The following is an 18267-nucleotide window of genomic DNA, read 5'->3' on the forward strand; positions in this document are numbered from 1 at the left end:
ATTAGCGTTGTTCTGTTCCTTGACCTTGAGGCGAACCTTGGACCGTGCCCGGCGTTTCGGAGCCCGGTTTGCTGTCCGTAGAAGTTTTCGGCTGCTGCGAGGGGGTACCCTGGCCGGTTTGCCGAGTTCTCTCGTCGAGCGTGGTTTGTTTGCCGCCGGAAGCTACTGGAGTCCCTGTTTTCGATTTTGCTGTGGGTGGTGCCACTTCCACTAATTCGCTTTGGGCGTAGTTGTTGGTGTTGACGCCTGCATAATTTACGCTGTTAAAGCGAACGATAACTGGGTATTTAATGCCGCTTTGGTCTACCGTAGCAACGGTGCCCACTTCTTGATACCAGTAGGATTCTTTGCGGAGAATCCGGACTGTAGAACCGCGTTGAACCATGAGCTTTTTTTCCTTTGCGATGAATAAACGGATCAAGCCATTTTTTTTACTCTAGTCGATCGCGCGGCGCATTTAAAGTCTGCAACGGATTTTTTACTTCCCGCGCCGTTTTTTGTCTGCAGTTTGTAAAGAAAAGTAAATACTTTGGTAGGGCGGTCGCTGCGGTTGCAAAATAAATAAACCCACATTATCCGTCAAATAAAACCAGTACGATCGAGTTGAAAACAAACTTTACAAATAGTTGTGAATTGCTACATTTAAATGTTCTGCGAAATTCTGATAAGTCATGACTGAACCTCACGCCACAGTAATACTCGCGATCAGCGCAGACGGTAAAATTGCAGATGCAGTACGATCGCCCGCGAGATTCGGTTCTGCCAACGACAAAGCCCACCTCGAACAGCAAGTAGCAGCAAGCGACGCCGTTTTGTTCGGCAACGGCACGTTACAGGCTTATGGGACGACGATGAGAGTGATTTCGCCGGAATTGGTCAAACAGAGGCAACTGCAAGGGAAGCCCCCACAACCGATGCAAATTGTGTGTTCGCGATCGTCCCAATTTGACCCAAACTTGCGATTTTTCCAGCAACCGGTGCCTCGCTGGCTGCTGACAGGGCAAGACAGTAGGGAAACGGCAATGCCGTCTCCGTACCCGACAAAAGACACTAAGTTCGATCGCACATCTGGCACCATTCTCAAGAACGGGCAAGATGCCCGTTCCACAAAAGATGAATTTTCTTGTGGAACAGGCATCTTGCCTGTTCATAAAAGGCTTATTGAGAATGGTGCAACATCTCAATTCGATCGAATTATCTATGCAAAAACCGCAGGTGGAGAAATTGATTGGATTGATGCGTTTCAACAGCTAGCAAGCTTCGGTATCAAACGCTTGGCGATTCTGGGCGGGGGAAAACTGGTAGCCTCTGTGCTGGCTGCAGGCTTGGTAGACGAACTTTGGCTGACGGTGTGCCCGTTAATTTTGGGCGGCGCGGATGCACCGACGGCTGTTGAGGGAGAGGGTTTTTTGGCGGATGTAGCGCCGAAATTGCAGCTTTTGGCGGTTAAACAGGTGGGACAAGAGGTATTTTTGCATTATCGGGTCGATCGAACTGAAGCTCAAACGTACTCCGAGACTAGGGTTTGACGATTAAGCCCTCCGATCCCCCCTAGCCCCCCTTAACAAGGGGGGAACCGGAGGCACTCAAAGTCCCCTTCCGCTCAAAGTCCCCCTTCTTAAGGGGGATTTAGGGGGATCGGGTTTCGGACAAAAGCGAGATTTGTGAGGTTTCAAGGTTCAGTTGACACCAGTTGCCATTCAGCTTTCCCAGCGATCGAATAATTGTATTAACTTAAATGAAGTTCGATCGCTCTACGCTCAAATCTCCCTATGCTGAAACAGCCAAAACCTGAATATTCTGTAGCCTGGATTAGCAAAATAGGCGAAATCCCGCAAGCGTCGTGGGATGCCTTGGCGATGCCACTAAAAACTCCTTTTCTGGAATGGGATTGGCTGAACAATCTCGAAATCTCGGGCAGTGCAACAGGTAAAACCGGTTGGCTACCGCATCACTTAACAGTCTGGCGAGACAAACAGTTGATTGCTTGCGCGCCACTTTATGTCAAAAGTCACAGTTACGGGGAATTTGTATTCGATAATCAGTGGGCGGATTTAGCCCAACGTTTGGGTGTTCACTATTATCCCAAATTGATGGGAATGACGCCGTTTACTCCGGCTGAAGGCTATCGGTTTTTGATTGCCGAGGGAGAAGATGAAGACGAGTTAACTGGAGTAATGGTAAGCGCGATCGACCATTTTTGCGATCGCCACAATATCTCCGGTTGCAATTTCCTTTATGTCGATCCCGAATGGCGCGAAAGAATGGAACGCCACGGTTTCAGCAGTTGGCTGCACCACAGCTATATTTGGCAAAATCAAGGCTATGAAAATTTTGACAATTATTTAGGCGCATTTAATGCCAACCAGCGCCGCAATATCAAACGCGAACGCAAAGCAGTCGATCAAGCTGGGTTGTTGGTAAAAACGCTGACGGGCGATGAAATTCCCCAAGCCATGTTTGGTCAAATGTATGCTTTTTATGAGAATACTTGCGACAAATTTGGTTGGTGGGGAAGCAAGTATCTGACTAAGCGATTTTTTGAACAGTTGCACCACAATTATCGCGATCGAGTTTTATTTGTAGCCGCCTACGACAAGGAAGATGAGAGACAGCCGGTGGGTATGTCTTTTTGTTTGTATAAGGGCGATCGACTGTACGGGCGTTATTGGGGCAGTTTGCAGGAAATAGACTGCTTGCACTTCGATGCTTGTTACTATACGCCGATCGAATGGGCGATCGATCGGGGCATCCAAAGCTTCGATCCCGGTGCCGGCGGGCGGCACAAAAAACGGCGCGGCTTTCCAGCTACGCCAAATTATAGTTTGCACCGATTTTATAACAACCGTCTGGCCCAAATTCTCAAGTCTTATATCGGTCAAATCAACGAAAGAGAACAGGAAGAAATTGATGCAATCAACGAGGATTTACCTTTTACTAAGTTACCTCCGTTGTTACTCGGCGATTGACGGTTGACTGGGAATTTGGAATTGGAAATTGGGAATTACTAACAGCCCATCGGTGTCAACATAATACTAAAACCCTGTGTATATCTCGTTGGTATCGAAGTTTCTATCCCCCTAAATCCCCCTTAAGAAGGGGGAATTAGAATGCTCTTCCCCCTTTATTAATAGGAGTTAGAGGGGACGTGAGAATACTATTGTCCCCCCCTTAATAAGGGGGGTTAGGGGGGAGCGAAACTCAACTATAAACGATATTTATTAGGGATTTTAGTCTTAAGTTGACACGAATGGTAACAGTCCACCGTCAACCAATTAACCTAATTCACAAATACTCTCCCATCTTCCTGAATTTCCAGGGATTTTGTATCAGCGGCCACCTCAGTTGTCGCGCCGAAACTGACTTGCAACATTCCCGGCATCGCGGTTGCTTGGGGGCGAACCAGCACCAATCCGCCGTCTGGGCGCTGGTAAGTGAGAGTGATTGGCACTGGGAGGGTTTGAAGCAAAATTTCCGATTGTTCGCCCAGAGTGCGCGGCTGGGTAACGCCTACGATTTGATAATTGATGACAGCATTGGTGGTATTCACCAGTTTAATTACTATCCCGCCTTCGGCAGGCGTAACTCGCGCACTGGGCAGGGGAAAGCGGGGAGGCGCATCTGTGGGTGTAGATGGCATCCCGCTGAGGCCCGGACTTGCAGCCGGAGTTGGTTCGCTGACGGGTTCTTCAGTGGCTGCGGGAGTCTCTGAGGGAGTCTCTGCGGGTTGGGAAACGGGTTTTCCTTGTTGGGGCGGTGGGCCGCCGGCGTGGGAAAGTGTTGCGAGACTAACGAGTAAACCTCCGCAGGTGGCTGCTAGCAAGCTGATTTTTTTTAACGGTAGATTGTGGCGAAACATAAATAACTCCTCACAAGTTCGATCGAGGTTTTCCAACAAAGTTCATGTTAATCTATGCGTGAATTGAATTTTAATAGCTGGGTTTGGGGCAGAGGTAAGAAGAACCAGGCTTGAGGGGTAGATTTTTTTTTAACCGCAGAGGGCGCAGAGGGCGCAGAGGAGGAGGGAAAGTTTTAGGGGCGAGATGCTTCTGATTTGTGGGCGGGGAGGGTGACGGTAACGGCGGTACCTCGATCGACTTGGCTGTCAATGCGGATTTGGCCGCGGTGATTTTCGACAATTGCTTTGGCGATGGCTAATCCTAAGCCGGAACCGGCGGCGCTGCGGTGGGTGCGGGCGGGATCTGCGCGGTAGAATCGATCAAACAAATGCGGCAGGGCTTCTGCGGAAATTCCGATGCCGGTGTCTGTTACTTTTATTTGCAGCGCAGGATTTAACATCGCCGAATTTCTTTTGTTTTTAGCTGCAAGCTGCAATTCTACTTGAATTTGACCGCCAGAGGGGGTGTACTGCACGGCGTTGCTGACGAGATTGGTAAACAGTCGGGCTAATTGATCCCAGTCTCCCAACAGTGTAAAGTTGTCCTCAGCGTTGGGCAGATCGACAATTTCCAAAGAAAGAGAGAGATTTTGGGTAGTGGCGATCGCCTGTTGTTCTTCAATTACCTCCATCAGCAAAGCATCGAGAGGAACCTCAATCCACTGCTGCTGCACGATACCGCTATCTTGTCTGGCTAAAAACAGCAAATCATCAACCAAGCGCCCCAAACGGCGCGTTAGGCGTTCGATAACTTGTAGCTGTTGATGCTGCTGCGGTTCGATATCCGGTTCCGCTAAAGCTACTTGGACGTTAGTTTGAATAGTGGCGATCGGATTTCGGAGTTCGTGAGAAGCATCAGCGGTAAACTGTTTGAGACGCTGATAAGATTCCCGCACAGGTTTCATAGCCAATCCCGACAGCAGCCAGCCAATAGCTGCAACGCAAATTAGAGTTAAACTCGCGCCCAAAATCAAATCGAGAATTAATTGGCGGATGGGTTTTGTCACTTCAAACCAAGGATGGCTGACTCGCAAATATCCTAGAACTTGGCGTCCGATTTGTACTCGCTGCGTTACTTGTCTGAGGGAGTAGTTTTGCTCCGACTGCAACTTATTATTAATTATCCAAACTGTTTCGCCGGTGCGGTTAGCGTGAATGGGAATATTCAACGGTTCCAATAATGTAGACCACAGCAATTCGCCCGTAGGACTGAACCATTCTAAATCAATGTGGTCGTCTTCTACTGCATCGGTGCTATCTGGAAAACTGGCTTGAATATTAACTTGCCACTTATTTTTATCTTTGATAGTAGGGAAACTTAGCGGTTCGATAACGAGAGTTCGCTCTATTACTTCGACAACATGATTGAGGGTGTCATCAATGCGATCGATCAAAGTATTGCGGACGTAGAAATAGAAACCTGTGGCGAATACCAGTAACAATACAGCAGTAACGGCAGTGTACCAAATAGCGAGGCGGCGGCGGGTAGCTTGAAACATATTGCGAAGGAAGTTCGGCAACGGATTGTGTAATTGATTCAACAGATTTAACCGATTTAATAACTATAACCTTCTTCTATTATCTTCTTCTCTTCTTCTCTTCCTTCGTGCCCTTCGCGCCTTCGCGGTTCGTTAAAAAAAGCCTTGTTGGCAAATTATCTCAAAAAACTCTAACAACTTTCCATTCTTGATACTTCAGACAGATGTGGAGGTAGCTGTCACCCTAGTATTCTAATCGCGAAACTTTTTAGGTAAAAGTCTGTGACAAAATTTTTATTCAGGGCCGCGATCGGGCTGTTAATGGCATTTTTTGGGGCAATTACCTATTTTACAAACGACGTACAAAATCCGGTAACTGGAGAGAGACAGCGGGTGCAGCTTTCTCCCCGCCAAGAGATAGTTTTGGGATTGCAGGCGCGAGATCAAATGGCCGCCAAGCACGGGGGGCTTTATCCCAGCGAGAGTATTCAGCAGTATATCGATCGAGTCGGCGAACGAGTTGTCAACAGTTCGGCGGCGAAACAAGCGGGTTATCCGTTTGAATTCCACCTGCTGCGAGACCCCCAAACTGTCAATGCTTTTGCTTTACCGGGGGGACAAGTTTTCATTACCGCCGCACTTCTGCAGCGCCTGAATTCGGAGGCTCAGTTGGCTGCTGTACTGGGGCACGAGGCCGGTCACGTGGTGGGCCGGCACGGTGCGGAACACTTGGCAAAACAGCAGTTGGGCAGGGCTTTGGTAACGGCGGTTGGGGTGGCTACTAGCGACGAGCGCGGGGGCGGCCAGCAGGCAGCATTAATTGCTCAAGCTGTCAATCAAGTGGTCGGTTTGCGGTACGGTAGGTCTGATGAACTTGAGAGCGATCGGCTCGGTTTTCGGTTTATGACGGAGGCGGGTTACGATCCTAGAGCTATTGTTGAGGTGATGCAAATTCTCGGTGCCGCTAGGAAGGGCGAAGCGCCACCGGAGTTTTTGAGTTCTCACCCCAACCCTGAAAACCGAGTTGAAAAGTTGCAAGCTTTAATCGCGCAAAATTACCCGAACGGAATTCCAGCTAATTTGGTGTCGGGACGTGAAGAGTTTGCTAAGAATTTGTCTGGCGGTTAGCGATAATTGCATCGGGCTTTACAAAAGTTATTACTAAAGGCGGATCTAAGTTCGGCTTGGATTTGACACGATCAAGTTAATGAGCGATCGAGCAATTTGAAAGTTGAAAACCATGATCGAATCTTGGATGATTATCGGCGGCGTGACTTTCTCAGTCGCCTTCGGCACTCTGTCTTTTAAACTGCGGGATATTAACTGGGCCGTCAAACTTCAAAGACCGGATTGGATGTTTTTTGAGCCTGCTATTCCGTTAATTTGGACGGTGATTTTTGCTTGCGGGGCCGGCAGCGCTACTTTCGTGTGGGAACAGGAGCCAGGGAGCCTTAAAACTTGGCTGCTGATGGCTTTGTACTTGCTTTTAGAAATTGTCACAGTTGCTTATATTCCTGCTACTCTCAGAGCCAAAAGTCTCAAAGTAGGGACAATTTTGGGAGGGGCTGGCGAGATTGTGGGAGCTGTGTTGACGTTGGCTGTTTTGCCGATTTCTCAAACTGCGGCTTTGTTACTTTTGCCTTACGTGATTTGGGGTGCGATCGGCACTTATACTACTTGGGAAATGATTCAATTAAACCCAGAAGCGGCATAAATATTCGGTGATCTTCGGCGCACCCTACATACTATAACGCTCTTATCTTCCTTCGTGTCCGTAGCATCTTCGCGGTTCATTAAAAAAAGCATTGTTAATAATAGCAAATCCGTGCTAGCGGGTTAACCCACCCGATAAAGTGAGGAAATCCGCTTAACATTGTCTGCCTAGTTGATGAGAAAATAGATGAATAAAACTGCTTTAAATCAAAGGATGACAGCTATCAATGGCCATTAAAGACCAGCCCCAACCACCTCGTTTTCGACAAATTAGCAATGTCTTGTTATTGCTCTCAAGTTTGTTCCTGTTGGCAAACATCTTTTTACCGAATTTGTTCGGCCCCCAAATTCCCCAAGTGCCTTACAGCTTGTTCGTCCATCAGGTTCAAGAACAAGATGTAGTCCGAGCTTCGGTAGGCCAAAATGAAATTCGCTACCAACTAAAAGGCGAAGGAGACCAACCCGGTCAAGTGCTGTCAACTACGCCGATTTTTGACCTGGAACTTCCTAAACTTTTGCAAGAAAAAGGCGTTGAATTTGCGGCAACTCCCCCTGCCAAAAATGGCTGGATCGGCAGTGTTTTAAGCTGGGTGGTTCCGCCGCTGATTTTTGTGGCGATTTTTCAATTTTTCATGAACAGACAGGGTGGCGGGCCTCAGGGTGCGCTCTCGCTCGGAAAAAGCAAAGCTAAGGTCTATGTAGAAGGCGAATCGGCGAAAATTACTTTTGCTGATGTGGCTGGAGTAGAAGAGGCTAAAACTGAATTAGTCGAAGTTGTTGAATTCCTGAAAACTCCTGACAGATTTACGGCAATTGGCGCGCGAATTCCGAAAGGTGTGCTGTTAGTCGGGCCTCCGGGAACTGGCAAAACGCTGTTAGCTAAAGCAGTGGCTGGTGAAGCTGGCGTGCCGTTCTTTAGCATCTCGGGTTCGGAGTTTGTGGAACTGTTTGTAGGTGTTGGTTCTGCAAGAGTTAGAGATTTATTCGAGCAGGCTAAAAAACAGGCTCCTTGTATTATTTTCATTGATGAATTGGACGCGATCGGCAAATCTCGTAGCAGTAACGCTAGCTTCGGCGGGAATGACGAACGCGAACAAACTCTCAATCAACTGTTAACTGAAATGGATGGTTTTGCTGCGGGCAATACTACGGTAATTGTGCTTGCTGCAACTAACCGCCCGGAAAGTTTGGATGCTGCTTTGTTGCGCCCTGGTCGTTTCGATCGCCAAGTTCTAGTCGATCGCCCGGATTTATCGGGTCGCGAAGAAATTTTGAACATTCACGCTCAAAAAGTGAAGTTGGGCCCGGATATTAATTTGAAGGCGATCGCCACTCGCACTCCCGGTTTTTCCGGCGCAGATTTGGCAAATTTGGTGAATGAAGCTGCTTTGTTGGCGGCGCGCAACAAACGCCTAACTGTAGCGCAGGAAGACTTTGCAGAGGCGATCGAACGAATTGTAGCTGGCTTGGAAAAGAAAAGCCGCGTGCTCAATGAAAAAGAGAAAACCATCGTTGCTTATCACGAAGTCGGCCACGCAATGGTAGGTGCTTTGATGACTGGTAATGGCGAAGTTGCCAAAATCTCGATCGTCCCTCGCGGTATGGCTGCTTTGGGTTATACTTTGCAGCTACCGACTGAAGACCGTTTCTTGTTAGATGAGTCGGAATTGCGGGGTCAAATTGCGACTTTGTTGGGCGGGCGATCGGCTGAGGAAGTCGTGTTTGGTAGCATTACTACTGGCGCTTCCAACGACTTGCAAAGGGCGACTGATTTAGCTGAACGGATGGTGACAACTTACGGGATGAGTAAGGTTTTGGGGCCTCTAGCTTACGATCGAGGTCAACAATCAATGTTCCTCAATGACGGTATGGGAAATGCCCGCCGTGCGGTAAGTGCTCAGACTGCTGAGGCGATCGACCAAGAAGTGAAGGAAATTGTCGAAACTGCACATCAGCAAGCTTTGGATATTCTGAAAGCAAACCGAGAATTGTTGGAAACAATTACGCAGAAACTGTTGGAAACTGAGGTGGTGGAAGGTGATTCACTTCGCGAATTCCTCCGTCAAGTGCGGCCTTTAGATAAGGTTGCGGCTTGAGGTTAATAGGGTTTAATTAAACCGCAGATGAACGCAGATGATTTGAAATCATCTGCGTTTTTTAATTTCAAATTAAGCGAGTAGGGCTGGTTTCTCAGTCGTTCGCGCCCACCTAACGGGACTTAAACAAATTGTGGGTTGAAATCGACCTACTCATAAGCCAAGCACTTCGCGGATATAAGCTGGAGCAGGATGGCGTCCTGTAATTCCTTCGTGGTCGTAAAACTTTTTGCTGACAAACTCCGGGTTTACAACTGCTTGCGCCAAGTCGTTAGAGAATAGAATGCACTCTGGATGTAACGCAGCCCCGTTGCAATAGTTGCCAGATAGATACATTGAACCTCTAGATGGATGATTTTTAATTTATAGTCATTTCAAATAAATGTGAGACAAATGCAAGATGATGTAAAATCAAGAAAAATTGTTAACTCGGAGCCGAAAAATGGCATACAGTCTAGATTTGAGAAAAAGAGTAGTGGATTATGTGGAAAATGGAGGGGGTATAACCAAAGCCGCCGCCCTGTTTAAAGTAGGAAGAGCAACAATATACAGATGGCTAGGGAGGGAAGACCTTCGAGCAATCAAGGTAGAACACCGTGAGCGAAAAATAGACTCCGAAGCGCTCAGAAAAGATGTAGAAGAAAATCCCGAAGCAAGATTAATAGAAAGAGCAAGGAAATTCGGGGTGAGAGCGAGTGCCATATGCTATGCCTTAAAGAAAATGAAAATTACGAGAAAAAAAATAATTTCGTTATAGAGAAAGGAATAGAGAAGAAAGAATAAAATACTACCAAACACTGAGAAATTTAATTAAGGTTCATGGTAGTAAAAGCCTTGTATTTATTGATGAATCAGGGTTTGAAGAGTTTCATGCTTGTGTTTATGCGTGGTCAAAAAAAGGAAAAAAAGTATATGGGGATAGACAAGGAAAACGCGGAAAAAGAGAAAATTTAGTAACAGGCAGAAGAAAAGGAAACAAGGACTTGATTGCACCTATGGTCTTTACAGGGAGCTTGAATGCAGAAAGTTTTGAAGGGTGGTTAGCTTTATATTTATTGCCATCTTTAACAATACCATCAATATTAATCATGGATAATGCACCGATTCATCGTAAGACAGCAATTAGACTCCTGGTGGAGTCAGCAGGCCATCAGATACTTTTTTTGCCAAAATACTCTCCTGACTTAAATGATATTGAGCATGATTTTAGTGCATTAAAGAGAGCTATAATGTATTCGCATTCGGCCACATCTCTTGATGAGATTATTCGCGCTTATTGTGCAACTTAGTGTCTCATTTTTATTTGAAATAACTATACCTTTATAAGTTCAATTTTTTCGAGTTTCTGCCGAATCGCCACCACGGGTTCGGCGGTGAGAAAAGTTTGTTTGATTTGCTTGGATTGCAATCGAAATGCTGTCTCCTCGATCACTTGCAAAGCTTGGCGATAAGCTGTGACTGCTTTCTCAGTTTGTCCGCATTGAGAGTGTAAATCTCCCATAGCTGTATAAGTTGTCCAAAGTTGGGGAGGATTACCTAGCTCTTCGGCAAGCGCGATCGCTTTTTCTAAAAATTCCTGCGATCGTTCAATCTGACCTTGGGCAAGGAAGGCTTGACCCATTAACCGCCACCCTTTGACGATATTTTTGCGGCTTTTTGTCGGTTCCGCTAGCTGTAGGCACTCCTGGGCGAGGCTCAACGCTGATTCTGCATCTCCCTGTACCAGTCGCAATTCGCCCAAGCTGTGACAGCAGCGCTGCAAGTAGCGCCACTTCATCCATTCTTCTCCCCACTTCCCGTATTCTTGGGAATCTCGGTAAACCATCTCTAAAAAAGATCCGGCTGTGATTAAATCTCCTTTCAGCAGATAGCAATCTCCCAAGTTTATAGCGGCATTGCGAATAATTTCTGGGTCGCCTAGATTCTCAGCATATTGTAACCCATCATGATTGTATGCAATTGCAGGTTCTAGGTTATAAAGTTCGCTGTACAGCCAACCCAAAGTATTAATGCTGCGACTTTTCCAAACTTTGTCACCGAGGCGATCGCTTAATTTCAGTAGCGTTTCCAAATCAGAAAACGCTCCTTCATATTCACCTTTACCGCAGCGAGTAATTCCTCTCTCCCACAAGTTCATTATCGAGACGAGTAGGATATTGTAATCTCTGCCAATTGCGACTCCGCGATCGCCCCATTGGTGTGCTGGTTCGTATTCTCCTTTCCAGTTATAGACCAAACCCAGCATAAAAGTATTGAAGCCTTCCTGAGTTTTATTGCCCGTATCCTGACTCAGCTTTATCCCTTGAGAAAGACACCCAAAAGATTCATCAAGCTTGGCCGTCACGGCATATATAAAGCCCATGACATATTGGCTGGCTGCTAGCATACTTTTGTCGCCGATTTGTAATGCCAGGTTATAAGCTTGTTGGGCATATTCGAGGGCCGACTCGAAGTCATGCGCCCATAAAAAACCATACCCGATGTTGTAAAGTGCTTCTGCTTCCTTCTGTCTGTCACCTCGACGACGAGATACTTCCAACATTTTTTTATAAGCGGCAATTGAAGGCTGGAACTCGCTCAGCAGAAAATGGATCTGTCCCACCCCGGCATAAATCGAAATTAAAGTATTGCTATCTACAGAATTTCCCAGTTGTTCGCAAACAGTTAAGGCGCGCTGATAATGAGATAGCGCTTCCGAATTAACATAAGCTTGCTGTGCTTTTTGTCCAGCTTTAAGCAGATAATCTAGCGCTTTTTCCCAAATTTCTGCCTGCTGGTAATGATAGGCGAGAATCTCGTAATATTCTGGCATCTTGCTACCATAATTTTGCTCATACCACTGGGCCACCAGTTGATGTAACGAGCGTCGCTGGGCAAACAACATGAGGTTGTAACATACTTCTTGAGTGATGATATGTTTGAAAATGTAAGCTAATTCTGGCTCTGGTGTCATCAGCGGTGTCAGGTCGAAGACAGCCAGTTGTTTGAGATACTCTGTTAATTCCTCTTTATCGGCTTCGATGGGGTGAACTTCTTGCAATATTTGAAAGGCAAATGCGCGTCCGATCGCACTCGCTACTTTTAGGGTAAGTTGCAGGGAAGGAGAAAGGCGATCGATGCGACTCGTAATCACACCCTGAACCGTATTGGGCAAATTCAAACTGTCTAAATCGGATAGGCCGGGTGGGAGGTTACACTCACCGTCTCGAATCACAATTAAACCTGCATCGCGCAGCGCATAAGCGATTTCTTCGCTAAAAAAAGGATTTCCCTGTGCTTTTTGAGCAATTAAATTGGTGACTGATGGTGGTAGGTTCTTTACATTCAAACGCTGACACACGAGTTGCAGTGTATCTGACTCATCCATTACCTGCAATTGTAAATGCTGGGTGTGCGGAGATTGGAGTAATTTCAGATAGTCATCTGGTGGTTTTTCAGTCAGGGGGCGCGTGGATATCACTAATAGTAAGTGTTGAACTTGCTTGCTGACTTGGAATGCGAGTGTCCAAGAAGCAGAATCCAGCCAGTGTGCGTCCTCTAATACCAATAGTTTTGGTAATTTTCGAGAAGCAATTTGTAAAACTTCAACTAAAAAATTGTGCGTTTTCTCAGCACGTTCTTTGCCGCTGAGAGATGCCGTTAGTTCAGTTTCAGGGAAATCTAAAGGTACCACGACATTAAGCAGTGGCACTAACTCTAAAATTTCCGGTTTTTCGGTCAGAAAATCTAAAACTTTTTGATGGTTATGGGCTGAGTGTTGTTTTTTCCCTGTTTCCTGTTCTCGATCGCTCGCCTCGCGCTGACTGCTTGTTGTTCGCTGTTGAATTTCCAGATAGCTTTTGTCTTCTAAGTCTAAATTGAACACCTGACTGAAGACTTGGCGCCAAACATAATAAGGAGTATATTTTTCAATCGCATCCGCATTTCCCAATAAAATCCCTAGTTCTTGCCCCTGCGCTGCTGCGATAAAATTTTCTACCAATCTGGATTTACCGATGCCCGGTTCGCCGGAGATAATTAAAACTCCACTAATATTGTTTTCTACAAAAACTTGTAGTTGCAATGCCATTTGCGATCGCTCTTTAACACGACCGACCATTTGACTCTGGTATTCTAAAGTTTTACGACTAGATTTAGCAGCGAGCAACTGGCCCGTGGGACGATAAATTGGGATGGGCTGGGCTTTTCCTTTCACTCGAATTGGTTCTAAAGATTCAAACTGCAAACTCTTTGCGGCTTCATGATAAGTCGTCTCATCACATAAAATCTCGTTATTTGCAGCTTGCATCAATCGCGCCGAGAGGTTCACCACGTCTCCCAATACTGTATATTCTCGTCGCCATTCGCTGCCCACTGTCCCGCAGTAAACTCGACCTGTGGTGACACCAATCTTGGCCTCAAACCCCAAGATCCGCAATCTCGCTTGTATAGCTTTTGCTGCCTGGACACCCCGTACAGTATCATCTTCGTGGGAGATGGGCGGCAAACCAAAAGCTGCGATCGCCAGCAGACCCTTATCATCCATCATCACATTTCGCAGAGTCCCTTCATACTGAAACAAGAGACTCTGGATAGTCTGCGTACATGACTGAATCAGTTTTAAAGCCTCTTGAGTCAAGTCTTTTACTGGTGGTAGTCCGATAAACAATACAGTGACTCGGCGAAGTTCCGACAGCCACTGGCTTTGTCCAGCCTCCAGTCGCACTAGAATGCCCGGAGATATATAACTCCGCAAGATTTTTACCATTTCTGGCATTAAGATTGGGGAATTGGGATTGGAGAATTGGGATTGGGGAATGGGAAATTGGGAAGAGGAATCGCAAACCGGCTTAGGTGTTAGTAAATCCTCTTTTCCTGATGCCAAATAGCTCCCAAATAGCTCCTCTGACTTCTTTTTCACCTGATTCAATCTCACAACTCCCGACTCTAGGGGAGTACCTTCGCAGTAGTGTTGAATCAGCGCCCAACCTTCAGGAGAAATACAGGCTTCGCCAGATTGAGCCTGTACTTCAGCTAGCGCCATTTGAGCCAGAGGTTGACCGGCTACTAAATATTGCCAAAATTCGTTTACCCCACCAACGTGCAGACTCATCAAATCCCCTGCTGCAATACCGATATGTAGGGTAAGGCGCACGTCTCCAGCAACGTAATGGCTGAGTTTTTCCAGAATTGCCAAGCTACACTCAGCAGCGCGGTAAGTTGCTGTCGCCAGTGACTCGTCCGTGGCAGGCCAAATTGCCAACATGGCATCGCCAGCAAACTTAATAATATCGCCGCCGCGATCGCTAATCAGTTCAATCAGTTGTCCAAAATAGGCGTTCAGATGCTTGGTTAGTTCTTCTGCACCATCAGGCCCGCGTTCGGCTAGGCGTTCGGTGAGGGCTGTGAATCCAGAGATATCGGTAAACAAAACTGCCGCTTTTAAGTGTTCTTGCAGGGGTGTTTGTAAGATTTCTGAGTTGACTGCGATGCGTTGCACTAGACTCTTGGGTACATAGCTGACTAAAATTTCTTGGAGTCCAAGCATTTTGAGTGTTTTTAACTGATGTTATAGTTTTGAATTGCTTTTAGATGTAGCTTGAATCTCTATTTTCACTGTCTAGGCCGATTGTACCAGATCAGAGCCTTGGTGGAATCAATGACAGATAGTCCCGTACATTGTCTGAAACAAATGTGCATATAGACGCTCAATGGTATCAAGGTTGAGGGAATTCACTCCACGAAGCGGTTGTACCTGACGAGTCCAGGGAAGGCTGTGCGCCATTGTACAAAGACTTTTTCCCTATTAGCCAGGAAACAAAGGGATCGTGAAGGTTACAGCATTTTCCAGGTTCATGAAGTTAAGCAATGTGTGCGATCGTTTCCTCATTCAATCGATCGGGTTTGGCAAACCACCACAAAAAGCACTGGGTATCCAGCCAGAGCAATCACAGGGCGCTCTCCCTGATACTCAAATCAAAATAAATGAGCAGTGACATCTCACGAATTAGCTGCAAAAACAAAGAGCGATCGCATCCAACCAATACAGGAATTACATTATGATTGGTCGGGCGATCGAGTTGGGCTGATAAAAGGCTAATGGCAAGACTCTATTATCGAGGCATGGCAGAAGAGAACGGTAAACCCAAAAGGGGACGCAACGCGAGGCTACTGGGAGTCAGACCCAGTATTGACATTGATGTTGAGCAAGTGCCCAAAGACTGGTTGGATGAACAAGGTTATTTACTACCAGAAACAGAGCGCAAGTCTTCAGAGGAGTCTGTCACTGTAGCCATTAGAAACACAAAAGGAATGTCTGTCTCCCTCTCTATCGAGGGCTTACCACCATTCCGCAAACCCCCAAAATTTGGCGGAACAGGAAAAGATCCTCTTTGGCAGATTGACGACAGCAAGATCCTCGGAGATATTGAAGCTGTGCAAGATAGTCCAACTCATGTCAGTATTTTGCCAAGCGCTACAATGCTTTTAGAGAAATATGAAGCAGCCCTGGCCCAGACACAGAACGAATGGGAGAAAGTTTGAGAGTTTAATTTAGTCAACGGGAGAACAGCAATGGCATGGGTGTTTAGCTTATCGGCTGAATGTGGCACAAAGCAATCTGAAGCACAGCAATTTGCTCAATATTTCAATAAAAGTTTCTGGGTGCTCTCAAACGGTAGAGTTTCCCAATGTCGGGCAGAAATTTTTCAGGATATAGAAGAAAATTGGTGGTGTCGAGTTTGTCCAAGTGGCATCAGTGAGATTGGAATTAACACTCCAGAAAGTGCTTATTTAATGACGGAAATAGGTAGATTTCTGTATCTGCGTTTGCGGTTTGCTCCACCGTTTCGGTATGCTTTAGTTGGTATGGAAGTAGATGAGTTTAGAACCTACAGCGAATTGATTGAAGAGCCTGGCTTGGCTTTTCCTGGATTGGTTTTAGCTGAAGCTGTTTGGCAAGCAACGGGAGCATCTTCGGTTTTTCAATCGTTCAGTCTGGGATATGTTTGGAAGCCCTATGAAGGTGAAGTTTATAAACCACTACTAGCATCACCGGACTTAAAGAACAAGCCTGATGAATTGCTGCGTGGGGTAAATTTTTTCAATGGAGCCATCACCCCTCACAGTAACTCCAAAACTGTGCGATATTTACGGAGAAAGCGATCTGCCTCTACCTCTCGAAGAATTAGTCCCTCCATAAAGCGATCGTTATAAACAAACAGAAACCCGGCTGCTTCAAACACCGGGGTTTCTAAATATTGTTGCTGCATTTTCGAGCGATCAAATTCCGGGCACGTAGGCCATAACTGGAGTACCTTGCTGCTGCTGCTGCGCGATTTCCAATAGCCGTTGAATGCGATCCTCTGTCGGCGGGTGAGTGCGGAAAAGTGACTGCAAACCTTTAGTCGAAAAAGGATTCACAATCAGCAGCGGCGACATCGCAGGATTGCCGTGCATGGGAATTTCATGACCCAGTTTCTCCAACTTTTGCAGGGCGTTTGCTAAGCCGATCGGGTTATTGGTAATTTCCACCGCACCGCTGTCGGCTGCAAATTCCCTCGTCCGAGAAATCGCCATTTGAATTACGGTTGCTGATAGCGGTGCTAAAATGATTAAAAACAGCAAACCAAACGGATTCGCGCCTTGTCTGCTATCCCGCGTTACCGGGCCGTAAAGCGCTCCAAAAGTCAGAATTCGCCCGACAAATGTAATCGCGCCGGCAATTGTGCCTGCAACTGCTTGAGTGAGGGTATCGCGGTTGCGGATGTGCGTGAGTTCGTGGGCTAAAACGCCTTCTAATTCTTCGCGAGAAAGCAGCTTTATGATGCCTTCAGTAACTGCTATTGTCGCGTGTTCCGGGTCTCTTCCTGTAGCGAATGCGTTGGGAGATTGAGTGGGAACTAGAAATATTTTCGGCACCGGAATTTGGGCTTTTTCGCTGAGCGATGCTACCATATCGTAGATTTCTGGTGCTTCGCTGCGGGCGATCGGCTGAGCACGGTAAGCCATTAACGCGGCGGTGTCGGAATAGTACCAAGAGCTAAAACTTGAGAACGCTGCTAGCGCTAAACCGATGTAAAGTCCTTGCTCGTTGCCGATTAAATAATAACTTCCTAAAACGAGAAGGCCGCTTAGAAGTCCTAAGAGAGCGGCTGTTCTGAGTTGATTGGTTCCTAGCATGGCGGGTTGAGGGCGATCGCTATTTTGATATTTTTTATCTTGTAATTAGATTTTCATAACTGCGGGCGATCGCGCCTCTATCTGCCGAAATAACTGCTGCCGCCAATAGTAGTATTTCAAGTTTTCAGTCAGAAACTGGGAATGCCTCGGGAGGCTCTCTCGCCTGCTCTCAAGAGGCGGTAGAGCCGCAGGATATGACATTTCCAGGCTCTGCTTGGAAACGAGATTAAACGAGATAACCATTCTAAATACCCTTTGACTGCAATTACCGTATAATTGGTGAATATGACATAGTAAAAATTTCACATAAATCATGACTCTCGATATAGAGATTTTTCAAACTGTCGTCAAGATGCCAGAATCTCTCAAACAAGAGATATTGCATTATGCAAAATATTTACTTGAAAAACACGCAAAAACTGAATCATCTCAAGAACAACTTGAACAACCTCATGGTTATGGTAGTTGGGCAGGTCAGATCGTTATGTCTGATGATTTCGAGGCACCGCTGGAAGATTTAAAGGAATATATGTAACATGGAATCCCTTTTAGATACTCATGCCTTTCTGTGGTATTTGCTGGGCGATTCCAATCTAGGTAGTAAAGCAAAAGAAGCGATCGATACTAAAACAGGTTTGTATTTTAGTATTGCCAGCCTTTGGGAAATCTCTATTAAAATCAATGTCGGTAAGCTTCAACTGAATCGGCCATTTCAAGAGCTGCCGAAGGAATTGCAATACATTAACGCTCAAATTCTACCAATTACATTTGAAGACACTGAGATTTACGCAGGTCTTCCTCTGCATCATCGAGATCCCTTCGATCGCATTCTGGTAGCACAGACGATGAATCATTCGCTGGTTTTGATTAGTCGCGATGAGGCTTTTGAGGCTTATCCAATTCAGCGGGTTTGGTCATGAAG

The 18267-nt window shown here is 46.3% G+C and carries 15 protein-coding genes and 1 pseudogene; 10 read left to right on the forward strand and 6 right to left on the reverse strand.

Features of this window, described 5'->3' with window-relative positions:
• Nucleotide 1: 1 nt before the first annotated feature.
• On the reverse strand, nucleotides 2–385 hold the full coding sequence (locus tag QUA71_RS00390; RefSeq protein ID WP_333280831.1) for a photosystem I reaction center subunit IV: 384 nt from the start codon (nucleotides 383–385) through the stop codon (nucleotides 2–4).
• A 286-nt stretch (nucleotides 386–671) separates the two neighbouring features.
• Here QUA71_RS00390 and QUA71_RS00395 point away from each other — a divergent pair, with 286 nt between their 5' ends.
• Both QUA71_RS00395 and QUA71_RS00400 read left to right on the forward strand, forming a co-directional pair.
• Nucleotides 672–1529: a dihydrofolate reductase family protein gene (locus tag QUA71_RS00395; RefSeq protein ID WP_333280834.1), complete on the forward strand. Its 858-nt coding sequence runs from the start codon at nucleotides 672–674 to the stop codon at nucleotides 1527–1529.
• Between the two features lie 243 nt (nucleotides 1530–1772).
• Nucleotides 1773–2969, forward strand: coding sequence for a GNAT family N-acetyltransferase (locus QUA71_RS00400; RefSeq protein ID WP_333280837.1), 1197 nt, complete (start codon nucleotides 1773–1775; stop codon nucleotides 2967–2969).
• 311 nt (nucleotides 2970–3280) lie between these two features.
• On the opposite strand, the gene QUA71_RS00405 is transcribed toward QUA71_RS00400, so the two are convergent.
• Entirely contained in the window at nucleotides 3281–3859 is a 579-nt protein-coding gene (locus QUA71_RS00405; protein WP_333280839.1) for a hypothetical protein, read from the reverse strand.
• Nucleotides 3860–4032: 173 nt separating this feature from the next.
• Complete coding sequence (locus tag QUA71_RS00410; protein ID WP_333280842.1) at nucleotides 4033–5397, reverse strand: ATP-binding protein; 1365 nt, start codon at nucleotides 5395–5397, stop codon at nucleotides 4033–4035.
• 261 nt (nucleotides 5398–5658) lie between these two features.
• Between QUA71_RS00410 and QUA71_RS00415 the strand changes: the two genes are divergently transcribed.
• The 3 genes from QUA71_RS00415 to ftsH4 all read left to right on the forward strand — a co-directional run bounded on the left by QUA71_RS00415 (nucleotide 5659) and on the right by ftsH4 (nucleotide 9185).
• Complete coding sequence (locus QUA71_RS00415) at nucleotides 5659–6504, forward strand: M48 family metalloprotease (RefSeq protein WP_190659666.1); 846 nt, start codon at nucleotides 5659–5661, stop codon at nucleotides 6502–6504.
• 112 nt (nucleotides 6505–6616) lie between these two features.
• The gene (locus tag QUA71_RS00420; RefSeq protein WP_333280846.1) at nucleotides 6617–7090 is read left to right on the forward strand and encodes a tryptophan-rich sensory protein; all 474 of its coding nucleotides are present in this window, start codon (nucleotides 6617–6619) and stop codon (nucleotides 7088–7090) included.
• A 226-nt stretch (nucleotides 7091–7316) separates the two neighbouring features.
• Nucleotides 7317–9185, forward strand: a complete 1869-nt coding sequence (gene ftsH4 / locus QUA71_RS00425; RefSeq protein WP_333280849.1) for an ATP-dependent zinc metalloprotease FtsH4 — start codon at nucleotides 7317–7319, stop codon at nucleotides 9183–9185.
• Nucleotides 9186–9338: 153 nt separating this feature from the next.
• On the opposite strand, the gene QUA71_RS00430 is transcribed toward ftsH4, so the two are convergent.
• Nucleotides 9339–9521 carry a hypothetical protein gene (locus tag QUA71_RS00430; RefSeq protein ID WP_333280852.1) on the reverse strand — a complete coding sequence of 61 codons (183 nt, stop codon included), beginning with the start codon at nucleotides 9519–9521 and terminating at the stop codon, nucleotides 9339–9341.
• 106 nt (nucleotides 9522–9627) lie between these two features.
• Here QUA71_RS00430 and QUA71_RS00435 point away from each other — a divergent pair.
• Nucleotides 9628–10474, forward strand: a pseudogene (locus QUA71_RS00435) (IS630 family transposase).
• A gap of 23 nt (nucleotides 10475–10497) precedes the next feature.
• Here the strand turns inward: QUA71_RS00435 and QUA71_RS00440 are convergent.
• Nucleotides 10498–14712 (reverse strand): tetratricopeptide repeat protein, encoded by a 4215-nt coding sequence (locus QUA71_RS00440; RefSeq protein WP_333280855.1) that lies wholly within the window; start codon nucleotides 14710–14712, stop codon nucleotides 10498–10500.
• 551 nt (nucleotides 14713–15263) lie between these two features.
• On the opposite strand from QUA71_RS00440, the gene QUA71_RS00445 reads away from it, so the two are divergent.
• Nucleotides 15264–15707, forward strand: a complete 444-nt coding sequence (locus QUA71_RS00445; RefSeq protein WP_333280858.1) for a Tse2 family ADP-ribosyltransferase toxin — start codon at nucleotides 15264–15266, stop codon at nucleotides 15705–15707.
• A gap of 30 nt (nucleotides 15708–15737) precedes the next feature.
• Entirely contained in the window at nucleotides 15738–16379 is a 642-nt protein-coding gene (locus QUA71_RS00450; RefSeq protein ID WP_333280861.1) for a hypothetical protein, read from the forward strand.
• 66 nt (nucleotides 16380–16445) lie between these two features.
• Here QUA71_RS00450 and QUA71_RS00455 read toward each other — a convergent pair whose 3' ends face one another.
• Nucleotides 16446–17345, reverse strand: coding sequence for a M48 family metalloprotease (locus tag QUA71_RS00455; protein ID WP_333280863.1), 900 nt, complete (start codon nucleotides 17343–17345; stop codon nucleotides 16446–16448).
• A gap of 313 nt (nucleotides 17346–17658) precedes the next feature.
• Between QUA71_RS00455 and vapB the strand changes: the two genes are divergently transcribed.
• The gene (gene vapB, locus QUA71_RS00460) at nucleotides 17659–17880 is read left to right on the forward strand and encodes a type II toxin-antitoxin system VapB family antitoxin (RefSeq protein ID WP_333280866.1); all 222 of its coding nucleotides are present in this window, start codon (nucleotides 17659–17661) and stop codon (nucleotides 17878–17880) included.
• Between the two features lies 1 nt (nucleotide 17881).
• Nucleotides 17882–18265, forward strand: coding sequence for a type II toxin-antitoxin system VapC family toxin (locus QUA71_RS00465; protein ID WP_333280869.1), 384 nt, complete (start codon nucleotides 17882–17884; stop codon nucleotides 18263–18265).
• Nucleotides 18266–18267 lie beyond the last annotated feature (2 nt).

The sequence above is a fragment of the Microcoleus sp. MON1_C5 genome (assembly GCF_036701875.1).
In the GTDB taxonomy this organism is placed as follows: domain Bacteria; phylum Cyanobacteriota; class Cyanobacteriia; order Cyanobacteriales; family Microcoleaceae; genus Microcoleus.